A 24,635-nucleotide genomic window follows, 5' to 3' on the forward strand; every position below is an offset into this window, starting at 1 on the left:
CGTGAGCATCGATCCCGTCCGCCGCCCCGTCCCGCAGGGGAGCGAGGGGGCCGCCCCCACCGCCGCCCTGCCCGCCCTCCGGCCGGTCCCGACCTCCACCTACCGCCTGCAGCTGCATGCGGGGTTCACCGCGGACGATGCCGTGCAGGTGGTGCCGTACCTCGCGCGCCTCGGAGTGGGCCACGTCTTCTGCTCCCCCGTGCTGCAGGCTGCGCCGGGCTCGACCCATGGCTACGACGTGGTCGAGCACTCCCGCATCAGCGAGGAGATCGGCGGGGAGGACGCACTGCGCCGACTGGCCGAGGCAGCGCATGGCCACGGGATGGGCCTGATCGCCGACGTCGTCCCCAACCATATGGCGATCCCCACCCCGATCTGGCACAACCGTGCCCTGTGGTCGGTGCTGCGTGAGGGGGCCGCGTCCGCCTTCGCGGACTGGTTCGATGTCGAGCTCAGCGGGGAGCGCTCGCTCCTGGTCCCGGTGCTGGGTCGTCCCATCGGCGCCGTCCTGGCCGATGAGGAGATCTCCGTGGGAGAGGAGCAGATCCCGCAGCTGGACGGATCCCTCCGCAGGGAGCACGTGGTGCGGTACTTTGACCACGTGCTGCCCGTCGCCGCCGGCACCGAGCACCTGGGCCTGGCGGATCTGCTGGATCGGCAGTGGTACCGACTGGCGTACTGGAAGGTCGCCGACGACGAGCTGGACTACCGGCGCTTCTTCGACGTGGACACCCTCGCCGCCGTCCGGGTGGAGCTTCCTCACGTGTTCGACGCGACCCATGCGACGCTGCTGCGTCTGCAGGGCGAGGGGGTGATCGACGGCTACCGCATCGACCACCCGGACGGCCTGGCCGATCCTCGTGGGTACCTGCGGGATCTCGAGCGCGCGACCGGCGGGGCCTGGACCGTGGTGGAGAAGATCCTGGACGGCGAGGAGCAGCTGCCCGGGGACTTCGCCTGCGCGGGCTCCACGGGGTACGACGCCCTGTGGCGGGTGGGCGGGCTCTTCCACGACCCGCACGGCGCGATCGGGCTGACCCATCTGTGGCAGCGTCGCACCGGCGACCTGCGGCCCTTCGAGGAGGTCGCCGAGGACTCCACGGATCTGATCGTCTCGACCAGTCTGTGGGCGGAGATCGAGCGCCTGACCACGCTGATCCACAAGATCTGCCAGGAGGACATCCGGCTGCGGGACACCACCAGGCGGAACCTCCAGAAGGTCGTGGTGGCGCTGCTGACGTCGATGGATCGCTACCGGGCGTACATCGTGCCGGGGGAACCGGCGCCGGGCTCCGAGCGCACGGTGATCGAGCAGGCGGCGGCCCGGGCGTACCGGCGCCTCGGCGAGGACGAGGACATCATCGCGACCTTGGAGACCGTGGTGGCTCTGGTCTGCGGCGACGAGGTCGGCAGCGCGGGCCGCACCCGCAGCGCCGAGCGCGACGAGGTGGTGGTGCGCTTCGCCCAGACCTGCGGCCCGGTCCATGCCAAGGGGCTCGAGGACACCGCGTTCTACCGCTACTCCCGTTTCGTCGCCGTCAACGAGGTGGGGTCGGATCCGGATCGGATCGGGGTGGATCCGGACGAGCTGCACGATCATGCCGCCTCGATGGTCCGCACCCGTCCCGATGCGATGACCACCCTGTCCACCCACGACACCAAGCGCAGCGAGGACGTGCGTGCCCGCCTCGCGGTGCTCACCGAGCAGCCGCTGGAATGGTCGGTGGTGGTGCAGGACCTGGAGCGGGCGACCGCCGCGCAGCGGGGGGACCGGGTCGACGGGGCGGTCGAGCTGCTGCTGTGGCAGACCCTCGCCGCATGCTGGGCGCTGCCGGGGGCGGCGGCCGAGCCGCTGACCGCCGAGCGGCTGGACCAGTACCTGACCAAGGCCATGCGGGAGGCGAAGCGCCACACCACCTGGACCGAGCAGGACGGCGAGTACGAGCAGCAGGTGCTGGCCCTGGGCCGGGCCGGCCTGAACTCCTCGGAGGTCGACGGGATCCTCGGGGAGTGGACGCGCCGCACCTTCGCCGCCCAGCGCAGCGCGATCCTGGGCCAGAAGCTGGTGCAGCTGACGATGCCGGGCGTGCCGGACGTCTACCAGGGCAATGAGACGATCGACCTCTCGCTCGTGGACCCGGACAACCGCCGCGAGGTCGCCCATGGCGCGCATCGCGAGCGCCTGGCGCGGATGATCCAGGGCGCAGGCCCCGACGGGATCGCCGACGAGAAGCTGTGGCTGACCCACCGCGCCCTGGTGCTGCGCCGTGAGCGGCCGGAGCTCTTCCAGGGCCGGGAGGCGGCCTATCGCCCGCTGCCCACCACCACCGGGCACGCCGTCGCCTTCGGTCGTGCCGTGGGCGAGGGCCCGATCGACGTGGTCACCGTGGTGACCCGGCTCGCCCATGGCCTCTCCCAGCGCGGTGGCTGGGGGGACGCCTGGATCGCGCTGCCCCCGGGCCGCTGGCGCGACACCCTCAGCGGCAAGGAGGTCGCGGGCGGGCAGGCGGCTCTCGCTGCGCTGCTGGACGAGTGGCCGGTCGCGCTCCTGGTGCGCGTCGCAGGACGCCAGGACGACCGATGAGCACCGTCCCGGCTCGCGACTACGGCGCCTACCGGGTGTGGGCACCGGACGCACGGCAGGTGACCGTCCGGATCGACGGGGCCGAGCAGCCGATGCGGACCGCCGGCGACGGCTGGTTCGACCTGCCGGGGGTGCCCGCAGTGCCCGGCGCCCGGTACGCCTTCCGGCTCGACGGCTCCGAGCTGTGGCTGCCCGATCCGCGATCGCTGTCCCAGCCGGACGGAGTCCACGCCGACAGCGAGGTGGTCGACCCCGCACCGCTGCGCCAGGAGACCTCCTGGGAGGGGCGTGACCTGCGCGGACGGATCCTGTACGAGCTGCACGTGGGCACCTTCACGCCGGGGCCCGACGGGCGCGGAGGCACCTTCGACTCGGCGATCGAGCGTCTCGACGAGCTGGTGGAGCTCGGAGTCGATGCCGTGGAGCTGATGCCGGTGGCACCCTTTCCCGGGGACCGGGGCTGGGGCTACGACGGGGTCGGTCTGTACGGGGTCCATGCCGCCTACGGGGGCCCGGAGGGACTGGCCCGCTTCGTGGCCGCCGCCCATCGGCGGGGGCTCGCCGTGGTGCTCGACGTGGTGCACAACCACCTCGGCCCCGCCGGCAACTATCTGGGCAGGTTCGGCCCCTACTTCACCGACCGGCACCACACCCCGTGGGGATCGGCGATCAACCTCGATGCCCCCGGGTCCCCTCAGGTGCGGGACTTCCTGCTGGGCAGCGCCCGGCTGTGGCTGGTGGACGTGGGTGTGGACGGACTGCGGCTCGATGCCGTCCACGAGCTGCGCGACGACTCCCATCGCCACGTCCTCGCCGAGCTGGCGGACGCGGTCTCCGTCTGGGAGGAGGAGACCGGCCGGCCGCTGACGCTGATCGCGGAATCCGACCGCAACCAGCCCGCCACGGTCACCCCCACCGCGCACGGCGGCCTGGGCATGGACATGCAGTGGGCCGATGACGTCCACCACGGCGTCCACGCCTGGATCAGCGGCGAGCGCGCCGGCTACTACGCGGACTTCGGCAGCGCCGAGGCGCTCGCGACCGTGCTGGAGGAGGTCTTCCTCCACGCCGGGACCTGGTCCAGCTTCCGCCAGGAGGTGTGGGGCGCACCGGTGGATCCCGGCTCCGGCGAGTACGACGCCCATTCCTTCGTCACCTTCCTCCAGGATCATGACCAGGTGGGCAATCGTGCCGCCGGGGACCGGATCCACCACGGGATCACACCGGGCGCTCAGGCGGCGGCGAGCGCGCTGATCCTGCTGGGCCCGGGCACGCCGATGCTGTTCCAGGGCGAGGAGTGGGCGGCGTCGACCCCGTTCACCTACTTCACGGCCCATGACGAGGAGCTGGGGGCGCTGGTGAGCGCCGGACGGAGGGAGGAGTTCGCCGCCATGGGCTGGGCCGCGCAGGTCCCCGACCCGCAGCTGCGCTCGACCTTCGAGTCCTCGATCCTGCGCTGGCGGGAACGGGAGCAGGCGGGGCACGCGGCGATGCTGGAGTGGTACCGCACGCTCATCGCGCTGCGTCGGGCGCACGCGGATCTGCACGATCCCGCGCTGGCCGCCACCGCCGTCGACGTGCTCGCGGAGGGCACGGTGCTGCTGCGTCGCGGCGCTCTGGCGGTGCTCGCCCATCGCGGGCCCGGCCCGCTCCCGGCGGGACCGCGCGCCGCAGAGGTGCTGGCCTCCTTCGGTGAGATGACGCGCGGCGCCGACGGGACGCTCGCCCTGGCCGGACCGGGTGCCGTGGTGCTCCGACCGGCCCGGTGACTCAGGAGGCGGCGTCGGCGGCGCCGGGGCGCAGCAGCGCCCCGCCGTCGCCCGTCAGCGACGCGAGGCGGGACAGCGAGCGCAGATACTTCTTGCGGTACCCGCTGCGCAGCAGCTCGGCGGAGAAGAGATCCTCGAGGACGCCCGGGGCCGAGGCTCCGGCCAGGGAGATCAGCGTCGGCACCTCGCGGTCGTAGAGCCGGTCCACGAGCACCACGAAGCGCAGCGCGTCGTGATGGTGGGTGAGCCCGTGCATCCCGATGACATGCGCGGCGGAGACCTCGTCGATCATGGCGCCGTAGCGGGAGGGGTGGACCGTGGTGAGGTGGCGCAGCAGGGGATCGAACTCATCGAGGGTGGCCGCCGCCATCGACTCCCCGCTGCGCTCCACCTCCGGTTCGGGGAGCGTGGCGATCTCGGCGACGCCGTCGCGCCGCCGGAAGTCCTCCCCGTCGATCCGCAGCACCTCGAAGCGCTCGGCCATCGCCTGGATCTCCCGCAGGAAGTCCTGCGCGGCGAAGCGCCCCTCGCCGAGCGCGTCGGGCAGGGTGTTCGAGGTCGCCACGATCGCGACCCCGCGGTCGGAGAGCTCGCGGATCAGGCGGGTCATCAGCAGGGTGTCGCCCGGGTCGTCGAGCTCGAACTCGTCGATGCACACCAGGACCGACTCACCGAGCAGGTCGAGGGCCCTCTGGAAGCCGAGCGCACCGACCAGGTCGGTGTACTCCACGAAGGTGCCGTACACCCGCTCCCCCTCGACGGCGTGGAACAGGGAGGTCAGCAGGTGCGTCTTGCCCACACCGAATCCGCCGTCGAGATAGATGCCGCGCGCGGGCTCCGGCTTCCTCCGCCGCAGCTTCGCCAGGAAGCCGCCGCGCGGGGCGCCCAGGGCGGCGGCGAAGGCGGTCACCCGCTGCTTCGCCTCCTCCTGGGAGGGATGGGCCGGGTCCGGGACGTAGTTGTCCAGCCGTGCCTGCGCGAACCGCGGCGGAGGCACCAGGTCCGCGAGCAGTCGCTCCAGGGACGGGTCGGGCCGGCGGTCGCAGAGAGCTTCGGTCACGGGATTCAGTGTAGGGGCCGCGCGCCGCTCACAGACGCAGCCCGATGGAGCCCTCGAGGGCCGGGGACGCGGGATCCCGGACCGGCACCCGGATCTCCCCGCCCGGGATCTCCAGCCCGAGCTCCCGCACCAGGTACGCGGCGAGTCGACGCTCGTAGCGCGCGGGGTCGCTGTTCCACTCGCGGGTGTGCGAGGCCCCGACGACGGGGACGAACTCGATGAGGTCCGTGCGCAGCGCCGCCAGCCGGCGGCTGGGCTCGGGCGGGACCGTCTCGTCGTCCAGGGCATGGAAGAGCAGCGTGGGGTGCGTCAGGTGCTCCGCGTAGTGCTCCGGAGTCATCTCGGCCAGTGCCAGCGGCTCCCGCAGCTGCACCATCCGCGCCCCGAACCGCGAGGTCATCATCCACAGCGCGAGCTCCCGCATCCGGGCCGGTGCCTTCAGCGCGGTGGCGTGATAGATGAGGATGTCCTGCCAGTCCACGGCCGGGGAGTCCAGGACCAGGGCGGCGATGCGGTCGCGGTGCGCGGAGCGGACCGAGGTGCGCAGCGCGATGCCGCCGCCCATCGACCATCCCACCAGGACGATCCGGCGCGCCCCGTGCGCGAGGGCGAATTCGATCGCGGCCTCGGTGTCCTCCCATTCCGCCGCGCCGAGGTGATGCATCCGGTCCGCGGAGGCGGGGGCGCCGACGTCGTTGCGGTAGGTGATGGCCAGGCTGGTCAGTCCCAGCCGGTGCAGCAGCGGGATCACCCGCAGCGCCTCGCCGCGTGCGGACCCGTGGCCGTGGATCAGGATCGCCCAGGTGTCCGCGTTGCCGGCGAGGGCACCCTGCTCCGTATCGGGGCGCACCAGCCAGGCGGGCATGTGGCCGACCGGCGAGTCGACGGTGACCTCCTCGGTGGCCAGGCCATGGGCGGTCTGCGGGGTCCCCGCCCAGTAGAAGCCGTTGCTGCGAGCCCGGTCCACCTGCAGCGGCTCCTCGGTGTCCACGGCCAGCACGGGCCGGGAGACGGTGGTCGGGGTGGGGCGCCCGTCGACGGGTCCCAGGCGCACGTGGACGGTGCCGCCGCCCTGGCGCAGGGCGAGCAGGCCGCCGCGGTCGGTGGTGTGGGACGCGTCGAGGTGGATGCGCTCCGGGTGCACGGCCCGCACCGTGACGTCGGGCAGCCCGCGCAGGCTCTCCCGAGGCACCAGCGGAAGGCGCGCCAGCACGCGGGCCCCCGCCGTGAGGGCACCCGCGCTGAGTGCGAACATGGCGGTCGCGCCGACGGCCCCATGGACCACCACTTCCGGCCATCGTGCCTGATCAGGACGCTGCAGGAGCGGGATGGCGCGGCGGACGGAGTCGAGGCGGGAGCGGGCGGAGGAAGAGGCGCGCGTCATATCGCGCATCCTAGCGGCGAGCTAGGATCGAGGCTGTGAACACCGTGTTCACCGACGTCATCAGCAGCGCGTCGAACGGATCGCTCACCGCGGTGGGCGACTCTCGTCGACGTCGCAGATCGGAGGCACCCCAGATGTCCACCGAACCCATCGGCTCTCGCCCCTACCCCATCTCGGTCAGCGATCTGGAGTGGCGCGAGCGCCTCTCCCCCGCCGAGTACCAGGTGCTCCGCGAGGGCGGCACCGAACGACCCGGCACCGGGGAGTACGAGGAGGTGCGACCGGCCGGCACCTATGCCTGCAAGGGCTGCGGCGCCGAGCTGTTCACCGCCACCGCCCAGTTCGATGCCCACTGCGGCTGGCCCGCCTTCTACGCCCCCGCCGGATCGGAGGCGGTCGAGCTGCTCGAGGACACCACCCTGGGGATGCGGCGCATCGAGGTGCGCTGCACCGCCTGCGGCTCGCACCTCGGCCACGTCTTCGAGGGCGAGGGATTCCCGACGCCCACCGACCAGCGCTACTGCATCAACTCGATCAGCCTGGTCCACAGCGACGACGTGACCCCCACCGACGCCGCCTCCACCTGATCGCCCCCGCGCCGCCCCCGACCGATCTCCCGATCCGGACCGACCTCCTCGGGCACCCGTCGGCGGCGGCGCGGCGCGCCTGCCGGTCTCATCCTGTCCCCGGCGATAGCCTCCCGACGTGCCCGTCCATGAGATCCGCTCCGGTGACGACGTCTTCCGAGCCGCCGTCGACGCCATGACCTCTGCACCACAGCGTGCGGAGTTCACCTGGCGCACGATTCCCGCGCCCTCGAAGATGGCGCCGTCGACCTGGGCGTGCACGGGCGAGATCCTGGTGCACGACGAGGAGCTGGCCTCCGGTCGGCTGGTGATCCTGCACGATCCCGCGGGCCAGGAGTCCTGGGACGGCACCTATCGGATGGTCGCACTGGTGCAGGCACAGCTCGAACCGGAGTTCGCCGTCGAGTCCATGCTCGGCGACGTGGCCTGGTCCTGGGTGACCGAGTCCCTGGAGCTCCACGACGCCGACTCCCGGGAGCTGGGCTGCACCGCGACCCGTGTGGTCTCCCAGTCCTACGGCGCACTGGCCTCCCGTCCCTCGACCGTGGACGTCGAGATGCGGGTGTCCTGGACCCCAGAGCCCCCGGAGCCGACGTCCGAGGCGGCGTCCGGGTCGATGATCGACCTGGCACCCCATTTCGCGGCCTGGACCGCGATGCTCGCCGCCGCCGGTGGACTGCCGCCGGCCCCGCCCCGCATCGCCCCGATCGCTCCCACCCACCACGCGAGGGCGCCCCGCCCCGAGGAAGCCGGTGACGCCCGGTGAACGAATCCCCCGCCGTCACCGCGCTGAAGGCTCCGCGCGACGGCCTGGTGCCGGTCATCGATCGCATCCAGCCGTTGTTGGCGTGGTGCGACGCCGCGGCCGCGGCCCCCGACCAGCCGGTCTCCGTGGACGCCGAGCGCGCCTCGAGCTACCGCTACAGCTCCCGCGCCTACCTGGTGCAGCTGCGCACCGACGCGGCCGGCACCGCCCTCATCGATCCGCTGGCCTTCACCATGCCCGGATCGCTCACGACCCTGCTCGCCGAGCGGGAGTGGGTGCTGCATGCCGCGGGCCAGGACCTCCCGAGCCTCGCCGAGATCGGGCTGCGACCCGGGTCGCTCTTCGACACCGAGCTCGCCGCCCGGCTGCTGGGGATGGAGCGGGTGGGGCTCGGCGCGGTCGTCGAGGACACCCTGGGACTCCGTCTGGCCAAGGAGCACTCCGCGGCCGACTGGTCGAAGCGGCCGCTGCCCGAGGGCTGGCTCACCTACGCCGCGCTCGACGTCGAGGTGCTCATCGAGGTCCGGGACATCCTCCAGGAGCGGCTGCGGGCCGCCGGCAAGGAGGACTGGGCCCGCCAGGAGTTCGAGCACGAGCGCACCCGGGAGCACGGCCCCACCCGGTCCTCCAGCTGGCGGGGGCTGCACGGCCTCGGCACCCTGCGCTCGGTCCGGCAGCTCGCCGCGGCCCGCGAGATGTGGACCCGTCGTGACGAGATCGCCGACACCGAGGACCTCTCCCCGCACCGCGTGATCAAGGATCGCGATCTGGTCGCGGCGGCGAAGGAGGCCCCGCGCGGCCGGGAGGCCTTCGACAGGGCGCTGCCCGCGAAGATGCGCCGGAAGGACACCTGGTGGCAGGCGGCCCGGACCGGGCTGGAGCTCCCGGCCGCACATCTTCCCGAGCGCACCGAGCGCTCCTATCCCCCGCCGCACAAGCTCTGGTCGAAGAAGTACCCGGAGGTCTCCGAGCGCTACCAGCTGGTGCGCACCGCGACGGGTCAGCGTGCCGAGGATCTCGAGCTGCCGCCGGAGAACCTGCTGCAGCCCGCGGTGCTGCGCCAGTGGGTGTGGGAGCACGAGCAGGCACCGACGGAGCCCGAGCTCGCCGCGCAGCTGATCGAGCTCGGGGCCCGGCCCTGGCAGGTCGAGCAGACCGCGCCGGTGATCCATCGGGCGCTGACCGAGCAGGAGTGACCCCCGGCCCCCGGGCCTCGGCTCCCCGCGCTCTCAGTGCCTGCCGGGCCGCGCCATGAACGGTGCATCGGCGGGACGCAGAGTCTCGACATCCTGACCCCTCGCGCGCATCACCTGCAGGGCCAGCACCGCAGAGACGGTGGTGGCATTGGTGATGCGACCCTCGAGCACCGCGCTGACAGTATCGGCCAGCGGCACCCACCGGGTGATCAGCTCGGCCTCCTCGTCGGTGCGCTCGAACTCGGTATCGCTGGCACGGACCCCGGTGGCGAGGTAGACGCGGATGACCTCGTCGTTGCCTCCCGGGCTGGGTCGCAGGTCCACCAGGGTGCGCATCCCGGTGGGGTCGAATCCGGTCTCCTCGGCGAGCTCCCGGGCGGCGGCGATGTGCGGTGCCTCGCCCTCCAGGTCGAGCAGTCCCGCCGGGATCTCCCACAGTGCATGACCGACGGGGTGTCGGTACTGCCGGATCAGCAGCACCCGGTCCGCCTCGTCGACGGCGAGCACGGCCACGGCCCCGGTGTGCCGGACGTACTCGCGGTCGAAGCGCACGCCGTCGGCGAAGTCGACCGTGTCCCGCACCAGAGCGAAGATCATGCCGTCGTGCACCCCTCGCCGGGCGAGGACGGGGCGCTGCCCGGGCTCGTCCCGCAGCGGCTCCTCGGAGCCCGTCGTCCCCGGCCGGGTGCTGCTGTCGTCCATGCTCATGTGCTCACTCCTGTGCGCTCTTCTGGGGCGGGGCGACCTCGAGCAGGCGGGTCGCCTTCTGCCTCTGGACCGCCGCCCCGATCAGCCCGGCGAACAGCGGATGCGCGCGGGTGGGGCGGGACTTCAGCTCGGGATGGGCCTGGGTGCCGACGTAGAACGGGTGGACCGCGGGATCGAGCTCCACGAACTCCACCAGCGAACGGCCGTCCTCGAGCACCGAGGTGCCGGAGATCCGCAGCCCGGCCTCCTCGAGCCGGTCGCGGTAGCTGTTGGCGACCTCGTAGCGGTGGCGGTGCCGCTCGGAGACCTCGGTGGTGCCGTAGGTCCGGGCCACCAGCGATCCCTCCTCGAGGGTGTGCCGGTACGAGCCCAGGCGCATGGTCCCGCCGAGGTCGCCCCGACCGGAGAGGACCTCCTCCTGCTCCGCCATCGTGGCCACCACCGGATGCTCGGTGTCGGGGTCGAACTCGGTGGAGTGCGCGGTGGGGAGGACGAGCTCGTGGCGGGCGTACTCGATCACCATCGACTGCATGCCCAGGCACAGACCGAGGGTGGGGATCCCATGGGTGCGGGCGTGGTGCAGGGCCCCGACCTTCCCGTCGACCCCCCGCACCCCGAAGCCGCCGGGCACCACGATCGCGTCGGCGTCCTTCAGCTGCTCAGCGGCGCCCTCCTCGCTCGTGCAGAGATCGGCCTCGATCCAGCGCAGCACCACCTCCGCCCGGTGGTGGAACCCGCCGGCGCGCAGCGCCTCGGTGACCGAGAGGTAGGCATCGGGCAGGTCGACGTACTTGCCCACCAGTGCCACGGTGATCTCGTAGGCGGGCTCGCGGACCCGGCGCAGCAGCTCCTCCCACTGGGTCCAGTCGACGTCGTGGCAGAGCAGGTCCAGGCGTCGGATGGCGTAGGCATCGAGCCCCTCACCGTGCAGCACCAGCGGGATCTCGTAGATCGACGGTGCGTCCGCGCAGGTGACGACCGCATCGAGGTCGACATCGCACATCGCGGAGATCTTCGTCTTCACGGAGGCGGGCAGCCCGCGGTCCGCTCGGAGCACGATCGCATCGGGTTGGATGCCGATCGAGCGCAGGGCTGCCACGGAGTGCTGGGTGGGTTTCGTCTTCAGCTCCTGCGACGGGCCGATGAAGGGCACCAGCGACACGTGCACGAAGAACACGTTCTCGCGGCCGATGTCCTGCCGCACCTGGCGCGCGGCCTCGAGGAAGGGCTGGGACTCGATGTCGCCGACGGTCCCGCCGATCTCCGTGATCACCACATCCACGTCCTCGTGCGCCTGGGAACGCATCGAGAGCTTGATCGAGTCGGTGATATGGGGGATGACCTGCACCGTGTCGCCGAGGTACTCGCCGCGCCGCTCCTTGGCGATCACGGTGGAGTACACCTGGCCGGTCGTGACGTTCGCCGCGGCGGTGAGATCCTCGTCGAGGAACCGCTCGTAATGGCCGATGTCCAGGTCGGTCTCGGCGCCGTCCTCGGTGACGAACACCTCACCGTGCTGGAACGGGTTCATCGTGCCCGGATCCACGTTGAGGTACGGGTCGAGCTTCTGCATCGCCACCCGCAGGCCCCGGCTGCGCAGCAGCATCCCCAGTGAGGAGGCCGTCAGCCCCTTCCCGAGGCTGGAGACGACTCCGCCGGTGACGAAGATGTGCTTGGTGGTGCCGGCTTTCCGGAAGGGCTTGGCCGTGGGGACCGCCCCGATCCGACGGAGGGGGCCGGTGCCTGACTGGAGGGTGCTCGCGCTGGTATCTGCCACGGACCCCCAACCTACCAGTGCTGAGGGCCTGGGACGAGCACCTCGTCGAGCTGGGCGAGCAGGTCCTCAGCGGTGGGCAGGTCCCGGGCCCGACGCCGGGAGGCTGCTTCTGCGGCGTCCCGCGCCGCAGGATCTGCGAGCGCGGTGATCGCGGCCGCGAGCGCAGGGACGTCTCCGACCGGGACCAGCGCGGCGGCGTCCCCGGTGACCCAGCGGGTTCCGCCCGCATCGGTCGCCACGATGGCCCGTCCGGCCTGCAGCGCCTCCTGGAGGGACACCGGCTGGCCCTCCCAATGGGCGGCGGAGACGACCAGGTCGGCAGCGGCGAGCAGCGCCGGGACATCGCTGCGACGGCCGAGCAGCTCCACCGGGAGGTGCTCGGCGCGGATGCGGGCGGCGAGCTCCTGGTGCAGCGGCCCCTCCCCGGCGATGCGGATCCGCGCCGGTGGGCCCTCCCGCAGCAGCGCGGCGACGTCCAGCAGATCACCCAGCCCCTTCTGCGGTGCCAGGCGGGCGATGACCAGGATCTCGAGCCGCCCCAGCCGTGGGCCGTCGCCCGTCCGGGCCGGAGCGGTCGGGAGGGACTCCTCCGACGCGCCCGACACGGTCCGGTCCCCCGGGGCGACCGGCTCCGGCGCGGGGATCACGGCATGCCGCACCTCGCGGGCCCCCGCACGGCGGGCGGCCTCGGCGAGATCCGGGGAGACGGCGAGCACGGTGTCGGCGCCGCGGGCCACGATCCGCAGCAGCCCGGCGCCGACGGCGCGCGTCGCACGGCGGCCGACGGTGCGGTTGTGCAGGGTGACCACCAGTCGCCGACCGCGACGTCCCCGGACCGCCAGGGCGGACAGCGCCCCGGCGCGCAGTCCATGGGCGTGGACCGTCACCGGGGCGGGCGACCCGTCCATCGCCGCCCGGAGCGTGCGCACGGTGCGCAGATCCCCGGCGAGCCGAGGCCGCTCCCCGATCCGCACCGGCGCCTCGCTCACCTCCCGACCGGCGGCGGTGAGCAGGGCCAGCTCGTGATCGACATGGGCGGCCAGCCCGCCGCTCGCGGCAGGACGCACCAGCAGGATCCTCACGGCGCGGACCTCGGCACGCCGCGGCGTCCGGCCCGGAGCCGGTGCAGCAGACGACGGGTGGTCTCGGGATCGGCGGCGGCCATCAGCAGCGCCGAGACGAGTGCAGCGAGCAGACCGCAGAGCATGCCGATCAGCACCGTGCGCACCTCCCCGGCATCGGTGGTCACCAGCCGCTTGCCGAGCAGCAGGCCCGGGACTCCGCCGCCCAGCACCGCGAACGGGACCACGAGCGCGGTACGGCGCACCCGGGCCAGGTGGCCGCCGTGCTCGAGCACATCGGCGATCCGCGCCAGGCCCATCAGGCCGGCGAGCGCCATGCCGAACGCCATCGCCAGCGCGAAGACGGTCGCCGCCTCGGCGGCGGAGCGCTGCGGGCTCGGCAGGACCACGATGAGGAGCACGACACCGGCGACGACCCAGCCCACCGACCCCACCAGCAGCGCGTCCCGGGCACGCAGGGCGGCGGAGAGGATCCGCGTGCACTGGGTCGCGACGGCGAAGCCCACCAGCCCCAGCGCGAGACCGGCCGTGGTGGAGCCGACGCCGGTCGCCCCGGCCCGGTCGATCAGGCGGAAGAACTGCTCGAGGGCGGGGCCTGCCGCGAGCAGCATCGCGGCGCCGACCACCGAGACCGCCATCACCGTGCGCACCGAGGCGGCGGCGACCCTGGCGAAGCCGGTGCGGTCACCGACCAGGCGCAGCTCGGACAGATGCGGGAACACCGAGGTGACCAGCGGCAGCACCAGCACCGCGTAGGGCAGGAGGTACAGGGCCTGTCCGTACTGGAACACGGGCAGGGTGCCCACCCCGCCGGCGCGCATCGCCAGCAGCAGCACCAGCAGCATCACCAGCTGCTGGGCGCCGACGGCCCCCAGACCGGCGCCACCGAGCGCGAGGGCGCGGCGGCCGAAGCCCGGCGGCATGGCGAGGGAGGGGCGCAGACGCAGCCCCGAACGCAGGGACATCACCACCACGGGCAGCGCCATGGTGGCGACCCCGGCCGTGGTCCCCCAGCCGAGCCACCACACCGCGCCCTGGTCGATGGTGGTGGAGGTCGCCACCGCCGGGACCAGGTGGGCGTAGACCCGATAGGAGATCATCACCGTCACCGAGGACAGCAGCGGCATCATCGCGGGCCACAGGAATCTCTTGCGGGCCTGCAGGTAGGCGGCCAGCACCACGGAGATCCCGTACAGCGGGAGCTGGAACGCGAAGATCCGCAGCAGGGCGGCCCCGAGCGCCACCGACGACTCCCCGGACCCCTCGGCGGCCAGCAGGAGCTGCGCGAGCGGGTCCGAGAAGAGGATCACCAGAGCGGCCAGCACTCCGGTGCCCGCCAGCGTCCAGGTCAGAAGCGTGGAGACGATGCGGTCGGCACGAGCGGCCCCCTCGCCGGCGCGGCGCCCCGCCTCCACCGGAGGGTGCGTCCGCGCCGCGGCCCGCGCGCCTGCGGAGCGCGGCACCGGGGCGGTCCCGGCGGCCCCGATGGTCCCGGCGGTCCCGGCGGTCCCGGTGACCTCGGTCGCCTCGGTCGCCTCGGTGCTTTCAGGATCGGTCGAGTCGCCCTCGGGGACCAGTCCGGCGATCAGCGGGACCACGACGGCGGCGAGCACGCCGCCGGCGGCGACCTCGAACAGAACGGTCGGCAGCAGGTTCGCCGTGGTGTAGGCGGTGCCGACGTCACCGGCGCCGATGCTCGCACCGAAGACGAGGTAGCGGACGAAGCCGAGGAGTCGCGCGAAGACGGTGACCACCAGGATGACGCCTGCTCCACGCAGCACGGAGCGGGTGATCGAGCTGCGGCGGTCCGGGGCCCGGCCGGGTCGCGGAGCGATCGGGCTCATCCGTGCACCTCCGGACCGGTGCCGGGCACGGGCGGCTCGTCGGTGCCCCCGGCAGCGACCGGGGCGGGCAGCCGGCCGAGGTGGTCCAGTGCCCGCAGCGGGCCGCTGCGAGCGATGACGGCGCTGAAGCTGACCCGCTCGCTGACCAGGGTCAGCGCGACGACGACGCCCAGCACGGACAGCCGGGCCGGCACGGGCAGCCGCCGGGTCGCGGCACCGCCCACGGCCGCCCCCAGCACGTTCGCGCCGGCGTCACCGAGCATGCCGCGTTCGCACAGGTCGAAGGGCAGGGCGAGCAGGCCGGGCAGCATGGCGGCGAGGGCGAGGCCGCGTCCGCCGGCCCCGCGCGGATCCTCCGGCGCTCCGAGGGCCAGGAGGGCGGCGGCGGGCAGCACCGCCTTCAGCGCCCGGCCGGGGCGCAGGTCCAGGAGATTGGCGAGGTTCGCGCATCCGGCGATCAGCGCGGCATCGGCCGCCACCATCGGCCCGCCGCGCGGCGCAGGCGCGGCGAGGGCACCGCCCAGCGCCGCCAGCGGGATGCCCAGCGCCTTGGCGGCGCCGGTGGTCAGATGCCCCGTGCGCAGCGTGCCGAGATGGCCTCGCAGTCCCTTGGAGACGGGGCGTCCGGCACGGCGCAGGCGCGGCTCCAGCAGATCGTCGACCAGGCCGAGGGCGCCGATGGCGGCGAGGACTGCGGCGTCCGACGTCCGGCCGCCGCGGAGGGCCAGAGCGGTGACCGCGCCGACGACGAGCGCCCCCTCGGCGAGGCTCACCTCGCGCCCGGCGAAGTTCCGCCGTGCCAGTTCGTCCCGCAGCGAGCAGCTCATCCCTCTCCTCCCGCGTCGGACGGTGCCGGGGCGGTGTCCTCCTCGCCCAGTCCCTGCTCATCGGCCACGCCCTGGAGCTCCTGCGTCTCGGGCAGGGCGGGCAGGCGCTCCTCCGCATCGCTGGTGGTGCCGTAGGCGCCCGACCCGCCCCGGGTCTGTTCGATCAGGGCGAGCACGGCCAGCAGCGGTCCGTCGGGTTCCTGCAGCCGGTCGGTGGTCGAGAGCGCGCTGAGGGCGCGGTCGCCGCGCACCGTGCGCAGGATGCCGGTGGAGGCGTCGTTGCCGGGGGTGGCGGCGGCGACGACGGCGGGCAGGCCGGCCTCGGAGAGCTCGGTGAGCAGGTGGGTCTGGGAGGCGAGCAGCGCCTGCGCACGCTCGGTCGCGACGGCCTCGCCCTCCGTCTCCACGGACAGCTCCTCCGGGGCGGCACCGGCGTAGATCACGGCGTCGGCGCGGGTGGGGAGGGGGCCGTCGATGACCACCATCTGGTGATCGATCAGCACCTGCCACAGCTGCGAGCGCAGTTCGAACGGGAGGTCCTCGCCGCCGCGGAGCAGGGTCGGGATCAGGCCCGACAGCTGTGCGGCGTCGCCGAGCTCCCCGGCAGGATCCGCGGTGAGCGCCGCAGGCGCGATGGTCCGGATCTCCTCGACCGCCGCGGCGCGCTCCGCGTCCGCATCCGGGGCCCACAGGGCCGGTTGCAGGCCTATCTGCACCGGCGACTCGACGCCGGCGGCGGTGAGCAGGGCCATGATGCGTTCGATCCCCGGGCGCGTGGAGCGGTCGTCGGAGATCACCGCGACCTGCTTCCCGACGAGCGTGCCTTCGACGAGCTCCGGGCCGAGCTCCGAGATGAAGGTCGCCAGCTGGTCGTTCTTGGTGGAGAGCTCCTCCGCGTTCGTGCGCAGCTGCTCCTGCTCGGTGCGCAGCTGCTCGACCTGCCCGGCGAGCTGGTCGCCGAGGTTCTCGCGCAGCGGACCGGCACCGAGCACGATGCCCACGGCGAGCGCCAGGAACACGGAGATCAGCGAGACGAGGTGATAGCGGAAGTCGATCACGAGGTCGGGTTCCTCCTACGCCCCGGTGACCCGGGGTGAGAACAGCATGGTGAACCAGGACAGAATGCCGTCCAGGCGGGCGCCGAGGATCTGGACCAGCGCCTGCCCGCCGGGGGTCGCCCAGAGCGCGACGGCGAGTGCGGCGAGCCCGGCCAGTGCGAGCAGCACCAGCTGGAGGGTCGAGATCCTCTGACGGTACAGGCGGGAGACGCCCTTGGCGTCCACGAGCTTGGAGCCGATCCGCAGGCGGGTGAGGAAGGTCGAGCTCATGCCGGCGCGGCCCTTGTCCAGGAACTCCTCGAGGGTGCCGTGGGTGCCGACGGCGACGATCACGGAGGCGCCCTTCTCATCGGCCAGCAGCATCGCGATGTCCTCGCTGGTGCCGGAGGCGGGGAAGGAGATCGCATCCTCTGCCAGGCCCAGCTCGGCGAGGCGCTCCATGCCGGGGGCGCGGCCGTCCCGGTAGGCGTGGACGACCAGCTCGGAGCCGCCGCGCAGGGTGCGGTCGGAGACGGAGTCCATGTCACCGATGATCATGTCGGGGTGGAAGCCGGCCTCGATGACCGCATCCGCCCCGCCGTCGACGCCGATGATGATCGGGCGGTTCTCACGGAGGAAGGGCTTGAGGGTCGCGAGATCCTCCTTGTAGTGATAGCCGCGGACCACGATGAGAACCGGCCGTCCGTCGATGCGGGTGCGCACGTCCGGGGCTCCGATCCCGTCCAGCAGCAGGTCCCGCTCACGGAGCATGTACTCCATGGTGTTCTCGGCGAACAGCTCGAGCTGCTCGGACAGGCCCTCGCGGGCGATCTCGAGCGAGGCGGTCACGCTCGCGTCGTCCTGTCGGACCCCCTGCGCGACCACGCCGTCGTCGCGCAGCACCTCGTCCCCGCTCACCGTGACCGGCTGCCCGTCCCGGAGCTCCTCGAACACGGCGGCGCCCAGATCGTCGACCAGCACGATCCCCGCATCGATCAGGATCCGCGGCCCGGCGTTCGGGTAGCGGCCCGAGGTGGAGGCGGCGACGTTGAGCACGGCGGCGGGCTCCCGCTCGACCAGCGCCTCGGCGGCCACCCGGTCGATGTCCTCGTGGTCGATGATCGCGATGTCCCCGGGCTGCAGCCGGGCGGTGAGGTCCTTGGTGCGCTTGCCGAGCCGGGCGGTGCCCGAGATCACGACGCCGCCGCTCATCGTCGCGCTCCCCGTGCGGCGCTCGTCCCGGAGGCGACTGCGCGCGCCTCGTCGAGCAGCTCCTCGGCATGGGCCAGCGCCACATCGGAGGCGTCGTCGCCGGCGAGCATCCTCGCCAGCTCCCGGATCCGGGCCGGCCGGTCGAGGGTCTCCACCGTGGAGCTGGTGGTGCCCTCCCGGGAGGACTTCACGATCTGCAGATGGGTGCCGGCGTGGGCTGCGACCTGGGGCAGGTGGGTCACGACGATCACCTGCGCGTGCCGGGCCAGGCGGGCCAGCCGCTGGCCCACCGCGAGCGCCGCCCGTCCCCCGATGCCGGCGTCGATCTCGTCGAAGACGAACACCGGCGCGGCGGAGCGGTCGCTGCGGGAGGAGGACAGCGCGACCTCGAGGGCGAGCATCACGCGGGAGAGCTCACCGCCGGAGGCCGCCTGGGCCACGGGCAGGTGCTGAGCGCCGGGATGCGGGGCGAGCAGGATCGCGACCGAGTCCCGGCCGTGCGAACGATGGCTCTGCCCGGTCACGTCCACGCGGATGTCCGCATCGGGCATCTCGAGGTGGCGCAGCTCCTCCTGGACGGCTGCGGAGAGGGCGCCGGCGGCGGCGGTGCGGGCGGCGGTGAGGGCCTCCGCGGCCGCGGTGAGCTCCTGCTCGAGCTCGGTGAGCCGGGCGGCCGTCCCGGAGCGCTCCTGCTCTGCGCCCTCGAAGCGGTCGAGGTCGATGGCCGCGGTGCGGGACGTCGTCAGCAGGGTGGTGATGTCCTCGGCCGGGCCGTCGGCTCCGGGCAGCAGTCCGCCGAGGTCCCGCACCAGCACCGTCAGCTCGTGGAGACGCTCGTTGGCCTCCTGGATCCGGCCGGGAGAGGCATCGATGTCCTCGGCGTAGCGGGAGATCTCCGCGGCGACGTCCGACAGCTCGATGCGCACGGAGTCCAGCCGCTCGAGCAGCGGCGCGAGCGTGGGATCGGTGCGTGCCGCCCGGCCCAGCGACTCGGCGGCGAGGGCCAGCAGCGGCGCGGCCGCCGGGCCGTCGTCGTCCCCGACCAGCGCGAGCGCCGCCTGCCCGGCGGCGCCGCGCAGCTCCTCGGCATTGCCGAGGCGGTCGATCTCGGCCCGCAGCGCGGCGTCCTCGTCCTCCTGCGGATCCGCCTGCTCGAGCCGTTCGAGGGCCTCCCGCAGCGCGGTGCCGCGGCGGTCGCGCTCGGCGAGCAGGGCATCGAGCTCGCTGAGGCGCTCGGCGAGGAGGGAGCGCTCGCGCCAGATCTCCCGGTGGCGCTCCAGCAGCGGCCCGATCTCCGCGCCGGCGAAGCGGTCCAGCGCCTCCCGCTGGGCGTCGAGGTCCCGCAGCCGCTGCTGGTCGGACTGGCCGTGCACGGTCACCGCGGTGCCCACGAGGCGCGACAGCGTGCCGATCGGGACGGGGACCCCGCCGATCTGCGCGCGGGAGCGGCCGTCGCGGGTGACGCGGCGGACCACCAGCACCTCGCCGTCGTCCTCCTCCGCGCCGAGCTCGTCGAGGGAGTCGGCCAGCTCGGTGTGCCCGGACAGCGAGAGGGTGCCGTCCACGGTGCTGGCGCCGCTGGTGCGTCCCCGATCCAGGCGGCCGCCCAGCAGCATGCTCAGGCCGGTCACGATCATCGTCTTGCCGGCACCGGTCTCCCCCGTCAGGGCGGTGAAGCCGGGCCCGAAATCGAGCATCGCGTCGTCGATCACGCCGATATGGCGGATCCGGAGCGTGGACAGCATGGAGCCCTTCCTGCTTCAGCGGGTGCGGGGGCCGCGGCCCCGCCAGCCCACGACCGGCAGCTGGAACTTCTCGACCAGCCGATCCGCGAAGGGGCTCGGGGCCAGTCGGGCCAGGCGCACGGAGCGCGCGGACAGCCGGGCCTCGATGCGCATCCCCGCGGTGATGTCCGCGCTGCGGCGTCCGTCGAGGATGAGGATCGCGTCGTCGCGGTTGTCGAGGGTCATCTCGACCGCCGCCTCGGAGGAGCGTCCCAGCACCAGGGGCCGGGCGAACAGCGCGTGAGCGGCCAGCGGGATCAGCATCATCGCGTCGACCTCGGGCCAGATCACCGGACCGCCGGCGCTGAACGCGTAGGCGGTCGAGCCGGTGGGGGTGGACAGCAGCACGCCGTCGGCGCCGAAGGAGGAGACCGGTCGCCCGTCGATCTCGATGGCGACGTTGATCATCTTCTTGCGGTCGGCCTTCTCCAGGGAGGCTTCGTTGAGCGCCCAGTGCCGGGCCACGAGCTCGTCCTCGGCATCGAGCACCGTGATCTCGAGGGTCGAGCGCTCCTCGACCTCGTAGTCGCCGTCCAGCAGGCGCGAGACGGTGATCGAGAGGTCCTCGACCTCGCTCTCGGCGAGGAAGCCCACGTGACCGAGGTTCACCCCGTGGACGGGGACGTCGGCCGCGCGCACCGCTTCGAGCGCGCGCAGGATGGTGCCGTCGCCGCCGAGCACGATGCCCAGCTCGACGAGGTCCGCGGCGGAGACGGCGTCGAGGACGTCGACGGCGCCGTTGGTGAGGAAGGTCAGCAGCTTGGGCGGGGCCATGTCCTCGGGCAGGGCGAGCATCTCGTCGACCTGGTCGTCGACGACGACGGCGCGCACGTTCCGCAGCCGGAGCTCCTCGAGCACGCTCAGCGTCGCCTGCAGGGCGGCGCGCCGCCCGGTGTGCACGTACAGGAGGAACCGTCGCATGGTGGTCAGTCCTCCTCGGTGGTGTGCTGGTCACGACGGTGCCGTGGACCGTCCCCGCGCACGGCCGACTCGATCATGTCACAGGCCTCGGCGTCCAGCGCGGAGGTCGCGCCGTGCGGCCGCAGATGGAGGAAATACTCTCGATTCCCGTCCTGCCCCGGCAGGGCGCTGGGCCCCACGGCGACCGTGCGCAGCCCTGCCCGCGCGGCTGCCTCGGCCACGCCGCGCACCGCGCCCGTCCGCGCGGGGACGGCGCTGACCACGCCGGACTTCGGCAGCGCGGCCCGGCCCACCTCGAACTGGGGTTTGACCATGAGCAGCAGCTCGCCCTCGGCGCGCATCACCCCGGCCAGGGCCGGGACCACGGTGCGCAGAGAGATGAAGGACAGGTCCGCGACGAGCAGGTCGACGGTGGTTCCCAGCAGCTCGGGCGTGAGGTCGCGCACGCTGGTGCCGTCCCGGACGGTGACCCGGTGGTCGGCGCGCACGTGCTCGGCGAGCTGGTCGTGTCCGATATCGACGGCGATCACCGCAGCGGCGCCGCGGCGCAGCAGCACATCGGAGAACCCGCCGGTGGACGCGCCGGCGTCCAGACACAGACGGCCGGCGGGATGCAGCGACAGCGCCTCGAGCGCTCCGGCGAGCTTGTGGGCGGCGCGGGAGGCGAACTCGACCCCGTCGGGGATGTCGACGACCTCGAGCACGGCATCGGGGGCGATCGGCATCGAGGGCTTGGCCCCCGTGCGGCCGTCCACCCGGGCGCGGCCCTCGTCGATGATGCGCCGGGCGTGGCTGCGGGACCGCGCGAGTCCCGCGGCGAGCAGCGCGACGTCGAGTCGGTCGCCGCTCACCTCTCGGCGGGCGCCCGGGCGGCGAGGGGCTGCGGGTGCAGTCGCCCGGTCCAGGCGCTCTGCGCACTGTGCTCGCGCAGCAGGGCCAGCACGGCGCGCAGCACTCGCGGATCGTCCTGGTCGCCGTGGACCGCGATGTCGCCGTCCCGCCAGACGGCGCTCACGGCACCGCAGCGCGCACGGTCGCCGTCGACGACCGGCAGCGGGAACGGAGCGGTGAGCCGGGCGAGGTCCGGGAGGATGAAGGAGGGCCGACGGATCGGCTCTGCACGGAGCGCCTCCTCGATCCCGTCGACGCCGGTGAGCACGAGCAGGGACTCCATCCCTGCGCGCACCGCGCCTTCGATGTCGGTGTCCAGACGGTCGCCGATGATCAGCGGCCTGCGCGCTCGGTGCTCACGGGCCGCCACCTCGAACATGCCCGGCTCGGGCTTGCCGGCCACGGCCGGCTCCTTCCCGGTGGCATGGCGCAGCGCCGCGACCATCGCTCCGTTGCCCGGAGCGAGTCCGCGCTCGGTGGGCAGGGTGGCGTCGACGTTGGTGGCCATCCAGTAGGCGCCGTGGCGGATCGCATAGGCACCCTCGGCCAGGCGCCGCCAATCGAGGTCCGGGGACCAGCCCTGGACCACGGCCGCGACGTCCTCGGAGTCGGTGTCCACCGGGCTGAGGCCGACCTCGCGCATCTGGGCCGCCAGGCTCGGGCCGCCGACGACGAGCACCTTCGCGCCGGCGTCGAGGCGGGCGGCGAGCAGCCGGGCGGCGACCTGCGGCGAGGTGATGAACTCCTCCGGCTGCGCCGCAATGCCGACCACGGCCAGGTGCTCGGCGGCCTGCTGCGGGGTGCGCGAGGCGTTGTTGGTCGCGAAGACGACGGTGCATCCTGCCGCCCGCGCCGTCTCGACGGCCTCGGCGGCATGCGGGATCGGCTCAGCGCCGTGCATGAGGGTGCCGTCCAGGTCGAGGAGCAGCGCGTCGTGCAGGTCCAGCAGGGACGGATCCGGTCGACGGATCACGAGCTCTCCCCCGGCTGGTTCTCTGCAGGCGGCGTCGGCGCACTCTCCCGTGCAGCGGGCTCGGCGACCACGGCGTCCTCCGGGTCGTCGGCCTCCGCGGCCTCGTCCGCGTCGGCCGTCTCCTGCGTGTCAGCTGCGACCTGGTCGCTCCCCGAGTCCTCGGCATCGGCCGTGCTCGGGGTGGCATCGGCCGTGCTCGGGGCGTCGACGTCCGCCTCGGGATCGTAGGCGTCCAGTACGGAGACCTGCTCGTCATCGGCCCAGGTGGGCTCGTCCGCGGGAGCAGGTGCCGGGCGGCCGAGCCGCTCGGCGGCATCGGTGAGGCCCTCCGTGTCGGTGTCCGCGGCCAGAGTGAGCCACCGCGTGGCCTCGTCCTGACGCTCAGCGCGCTCGAGCAGATCGGCGTAGGCCACCCACAGCCGCACCTGCCAGCGCCCGTCCACCTTGTGACGCAGGGCCGGGATCTCGAGAGTGCGCAGCGCAGTGCCGATGTCACCGGTGTCCGCATAGGCGCCGGCCACCACGATCATCAGCTCGATGGCCGCGTCGACGCCCAGAGCCGCGGCGTCGTCCGAGGCGGCGATGTCCAGAGCCCGCTCCGGCCGTCCCAGACCACGCTCCGAATCGGCGATCATCGGCAGCACGTCGGTGCGTCCGGTGATGCGCACCGAGGTCCGCAGCTCGCGAGAGGCGGTGCGGAAGTCACCGGCACGATAGGCGAGGACGCCGTAGGTCTCGCGCACGACGCCGACCCGACCGCCGAGCCTGGCGGCGAAGCGCGCATGGGCCAGAGCGGTCTCGTTGTCGGAGTCCTCGAGCAGATGCGCGGCGACCATGTGGCGTGCGACCCGCTCGGCGGTCTCCTTGCTCAGACCGAACAGCTCCGAACGCGCGTCCTTGTCGAGCTCGCGACCGGTGATGCTCTCGGGGATGCGCGGCTCGAGTGGTCGATCAGCACGCTCCTCCTGGCCCGGCCGGTTCTCGCGCCGATCGTCCCGGACCGGACGGTCCGTCCTCAGCGAACGGTCATCACGGCGGGGGCGATCATCACGACGGGGACGATCATCACGACGGGCACGATCATCACGACGCGCGCCCGAGTCGCGCCAGGGGCGGTCATCTCGACGCGGGCCGTCCTCACGGCGGGGACGATCCTCACGGCGCGACGGATCCTGGCTCCAGGGACGGTCATCTCGACGCGGGCGGTCCTGGCGATCGCCGGCGGAGCGGGACTCACGGGTGCCTCCCGAACGGTCATCGCGCGGAGTGCGCTTCTCCCACGGACGATCATCGCGACGGCCCCGGGAGTCCGGCGTCGATCCCTGGGGTCTCCCGCTGCTGCGGTGGGGACGGGACTCGCCCGCACCGGAACGGTATCCGCGGGAGTCCTCGGAGCGCTGCGGACGATCGGACCTCGAGGAGACTCGCTCGTCGCGACGGGGCCCGCCGCCATAGCGAGCAGAGTCGCCGGCTGCCCCGCCGGTCCGGTCCGTACGCTCACGTCGAGGCCCGCGGTTCTCCCACGCACCCTCGGTGCGGGACCGTCCGCGACCGCCTCCCGACGTGCTGCGGGGCGCCCTCGTCGACGCGCGCTCATCGCGCCGCTGCCCACTCCGGCTCTCGTCGCCGTGGCCGCGGTCGCCCTTGCTGTTGCTGTCCTCAGCCACCCTGGACCGTCCGTCTCTTCGTTCGTCTCGCACTATGCCGTTTTCTCCCAGGATCCTAAGCGAAACCGGCAGATTGACCACCGGGTAACAGCGCTATCCGTGACAGCTTTCACCAGCTCCCACCGGGCACCAGGCGTCAGGAAGCGACCCTACGCCGGGCTGTGACCTGCACCGAAGCAGTACTCCGTGCCCGGCCTCCGCACTCTGCACGCCCGTGCTGCCCGAACCCGCTGCCCGACCGCGTGCGGGCATGAAAAAAGGGAGTGGAGGAGGCGAACACCCCGCAGGGGTTCCAGCACTCCTCCACTCCCAGTGAAGATGTCCGGCGGCGACCTACTCTCCCACACCCTTCCGAGTGCAGTACCATCGGCGCAATCGAGCTTAGCTTCCGGGTTCGGAATGGAACCGGGCGTTTCCTCGACGCTATGACCGCCGTAACACGTTGAGACTCACCAGCCCCCACACCCCACACAGCCCACAAGGGAATGCCCGGGTTGTCGAGGTTGTTTCTCGAGAACCGCACAGTGGACGCAAACACACACAGTAAACAACAAGCACGAAGAAAT

20 protein-coding genes and 1 rRNA gene are annotated in these 24,635 nt (G+C 73.0%); 5 read left to right on the forward strand and 16 right to left on the reverse strand.

The window, feature by feature from the left end:
- Position 1: 1 nt before the first annotated feature.
- Together treY and treZ are read left to right on the forward strand one after the other, a co-directional pair.
- Entirely contained in the window at positions 2–2,584 is a 2,583-nt protein-coding gene (gene treY, locus CFK38_RS12685) for a malto-oligosyltrehalose synthase (RefSeq protein WP_096803395.1), read from the forward strand.
- A complete protein-coding gene (gene treZ / locus CFK38_RS12690; protein ID WP_096803396.1) occupies positions 2,581–4,353 on the forward strand; it encodes a malto-oligosyltrehalose trehalohydrolase in 1,773 nt (590 codons plus the stop codon). The genes treY and treZ overlap by 4 nt, the downstream gene beginning before the upstream one ends.
- Before the next feature lies 1 nt (position 4,354).
- Here the strand turns inward: treZ and zapE are convergent, their stop codons facing one another.
- Together zapE and CFK38_RS12700 are read right to left on the reverse strand one after the other, a co-directional pair.
- Positions 4,355–5,413 carry a cell division protein ZapE gene (zapE, locus tag CFK38_RS12695; RefSeq protein WP_096803397.1) on the reverse strand — a complete coding sequence of 353 codons (1,059 nt, stop codon included), beginning with the start codon at positions 5,411–5,413 and terminating at the stop codon, positions 4,355–4,357.
- Positions 5,414–5,441: 28 nt separating this feature from the next.
- Entirely contained in the window at positions 5,442–6,797 is a 1,356-nt protein-coding gene (locus CFK38_RS12700; RefSeq protein ID WP_096803398.1) for an alpha/beta hydrolase family protein, read from the reverse strand.
- A 134-nt stretch (positions 6,798–6,931) separates the two neighbouring features.
- On the opposite strand from CFK38_RS12700, the gene msrB reads away from it, so the two are divergent.
- The 3 genes from msrB (at position 6,932) to CFK38_RS12715 (ending at position 9,346) form a co-directional block, all read left to right on the forward strand.
- Positions 6,932–7,384: a peptide-methionine (R)-S-oxide reductase MsrB gene (msrB, locus tag CFK38_RS12705; RefSeq protein ID WP_096804351.1), complete on the forward strand. Its 453-nt coding sequence runs from the start codon at positions 6,932–6,934 to the stop codon at positions 7,382–7,384.
- 118 nt (positions 7,385–7,502) lie between these two features.
- Positions 7,503–8,150, forward strand: coding sequence for a DUF3000 domain-containing protein (locus tag CFK38_RS12710; RefSeq protein WP_096803399.1), 648 nt, complete (start codon positions 7,503–7,505; stop codon positions 8,148–8,150).
- Complete coding sequence (locus CFK38_RS12715; RefSeq protein ID WP_096803400.1) at positions 8,147–9,346, forward strand: HRDC domain-containing protein; 1,200 nt, start codon at positions 8,147–8,149, stop codon at positions 9,344–9,346. The genes CFK38_RS12710 and CFK38_RS12715 overlap by 4 nt, the downstream gene beginning before the upstream one ends.
- Before the next feature lie 33 nt (positions 9,347–9,379).
- Here the strand turns inward: CFK38_RS12715 and CFK38_RS12720 are convergent, their stop codons facing one another.
- From CFK38_RS12720 to rrf, 14 genes are all read right to left on the reverse strand, one after another.
- Complete coding sequence (locus CFK38_RS12720; RefSeq protein ID WP_096803401.1) at positions 9,380–10,054, reverse strand: NUDIX domain-containing protein; 675 nt, start codon at positions 10,052–10,054, stop codon at positions 9,380–9,382.
- Positions 10,055–10,058: 4 nt separating this feature from the next.
- The gene (locus tag CFK38_RS12725) at positions 10,059–11,831 is read right to left on the reverse strand and encodes a CTP synthase (protein WP_096803402.1); all 1,773 of its coding nucleotides are present in this window, start codon (positions 11,829–11,831) and stop codon (positions 10,059–10,061) included.
- A gap of 11 nt (positions 11,832–11,842) precedes the next feature.
- Entirely contained in the window at positions 11,843–12,913 is a 1,071-nt protein-coding gene (locus CFK38_RS12730; protein ID WP_096803403.1) for a glycosyltransferase, read from the reverse strand.
- Entirely contained in the window at positions 12,910–14,757 is a 1,848-nt protein-coding gene (gene murJ / locus CFK38_RS12735) for a murein biosynthesis integral membrane protein MurJ (protein ID WP_096803404.1), read from the reverse strand. The genes CFK38_RS12730 and murJ overlap by 4 nt, the downstream gene beginning before the upstream one ends.
- A complete protein-coding gene (locus CFK38_RS12740; protein WP_096803405.1) occupies positions 14,754–15,584 on the reverse strand; it encodes a hypothetical protein in 831 nt (276 codons plus the stop codon). Before CFK38_RS12740 ends, murJ begins: the two co-directional genes overlap by 4 nt.
- Positions 15,581–16,642: a copper transporter gene (locus CFK38_RS12745; RefSeq protein ID WP_096803406.1), complete on the reverse strand. Its 1,062-nt coding sequence runs from the start codon at positions 16,640–16,642 to the stop codon at positions 15,581–15,583. Before CFK38_RS12745 ends, CFK38_RS12740 begins: the two co-directional genes overlap by 4 nt.
- Positions 16,643–16,657: 15 nt before the next feature.
- Complete coding sequence (gene steA / locus CFK38_RS12750) at positions 16,658–17,833, reverse strand: putative cytokinetic ring protein SteA (RefSeq protein WP_096803407.1); 1,176 nt, start codon at positions 17,831–17,833, stop codon at positions 16,658–16,660.
- Positions 17,830–19,578, reverse strand: a complete 1,749-nt coding sequence (gene recN / locus CFK38_RS12755) for a DNA repair protein RecN (RefSeq protein ID WP_096803408.1) — start codon at positions 19,576–19,578, stop codon at positions 17,830–17,832. The genes steA and recN overlap by 4 nt, the downstream gene beginning before the upstream one ends.
- A gap of 15 nt (positions 19,579–19,593) precedes the next feature.
- Positions 19,594–20,538, reverse strand: coding sequence for an NAD kinase (locus CFK38_RS12760; RefSeq protein WP_096803409.1), 945 nt, complete (start codon positions 20,536–20,538; stop codon positions 19,594–19,596).
- Positions 20,539–20,543: 5 nt separating this feature from the next.
- Positions 20,544–21,389 (reverse strand): TlyA family RNA methyltransferase, encoded by an 846-nt coding sequence (locus CFK38_RS12765; RefSeq protein ID WP_096803410.1) that lies wholly within the window; start codon positions 21,387–21,389, stop codon positions 20,544–20,546.
- A complete protein-coding gene (locus tag CFK38_RS12770) occupies positions 21,386–22,402 on the reverse strand; it encodes an HAD-IIA family hydrolase (protein ID WP_096803411.1) in 1,017 nt (338 codons plus the stop codon). The genes CFK38_RS12765 and CFK38_RS12770 overlap by 4 nt, the downstream gene beginning before the upstream one ends.
- Entirely contained in the window at positions 22,399–23,238 is an 840-nt protein-coding gene (locus CFK38_RS17200) for a hypothetical protein (protein WP_245851042.1), read from the reverse strand. Before CFK38_RS17200 ends, CFK38_RS12770 begins: the two co-directional genes overlap by 4 nt.
- Positions 23,239–23,417: 179 nt before the next feature.
- Positions 23,418–23,594: a hypothetical protein gene (locus CFK38_RS17305; protein ID WP_172895748.1), complete on the reverse strand. Its 177-nt coding sequence runs from the start codon at positions 23,592–23,594 to the stop codon at positions 23,418–23,420.
- Positions 23,595–24,389: 795 nt separating this feature from the next.
- Positions 24,390–24,506: ribosomal RNA gene (rrf, locus tag CFK38_RS12780) — 5S ribosomal RNA — on the reverse strand.
- Positions 24,507–24,635 lie beyond the last annotated feature (129 nt).

The organism is Brachybacterium vulturis (assembly GCF_002407185.1).
GTDB classification, from domain to species: domain Bacteria; phylum Actinomycetota; class Actinomycetes; order Actinomycetales; family Dermabacteraceae; genus Brachybacterium; species Brachybacterium vulturis.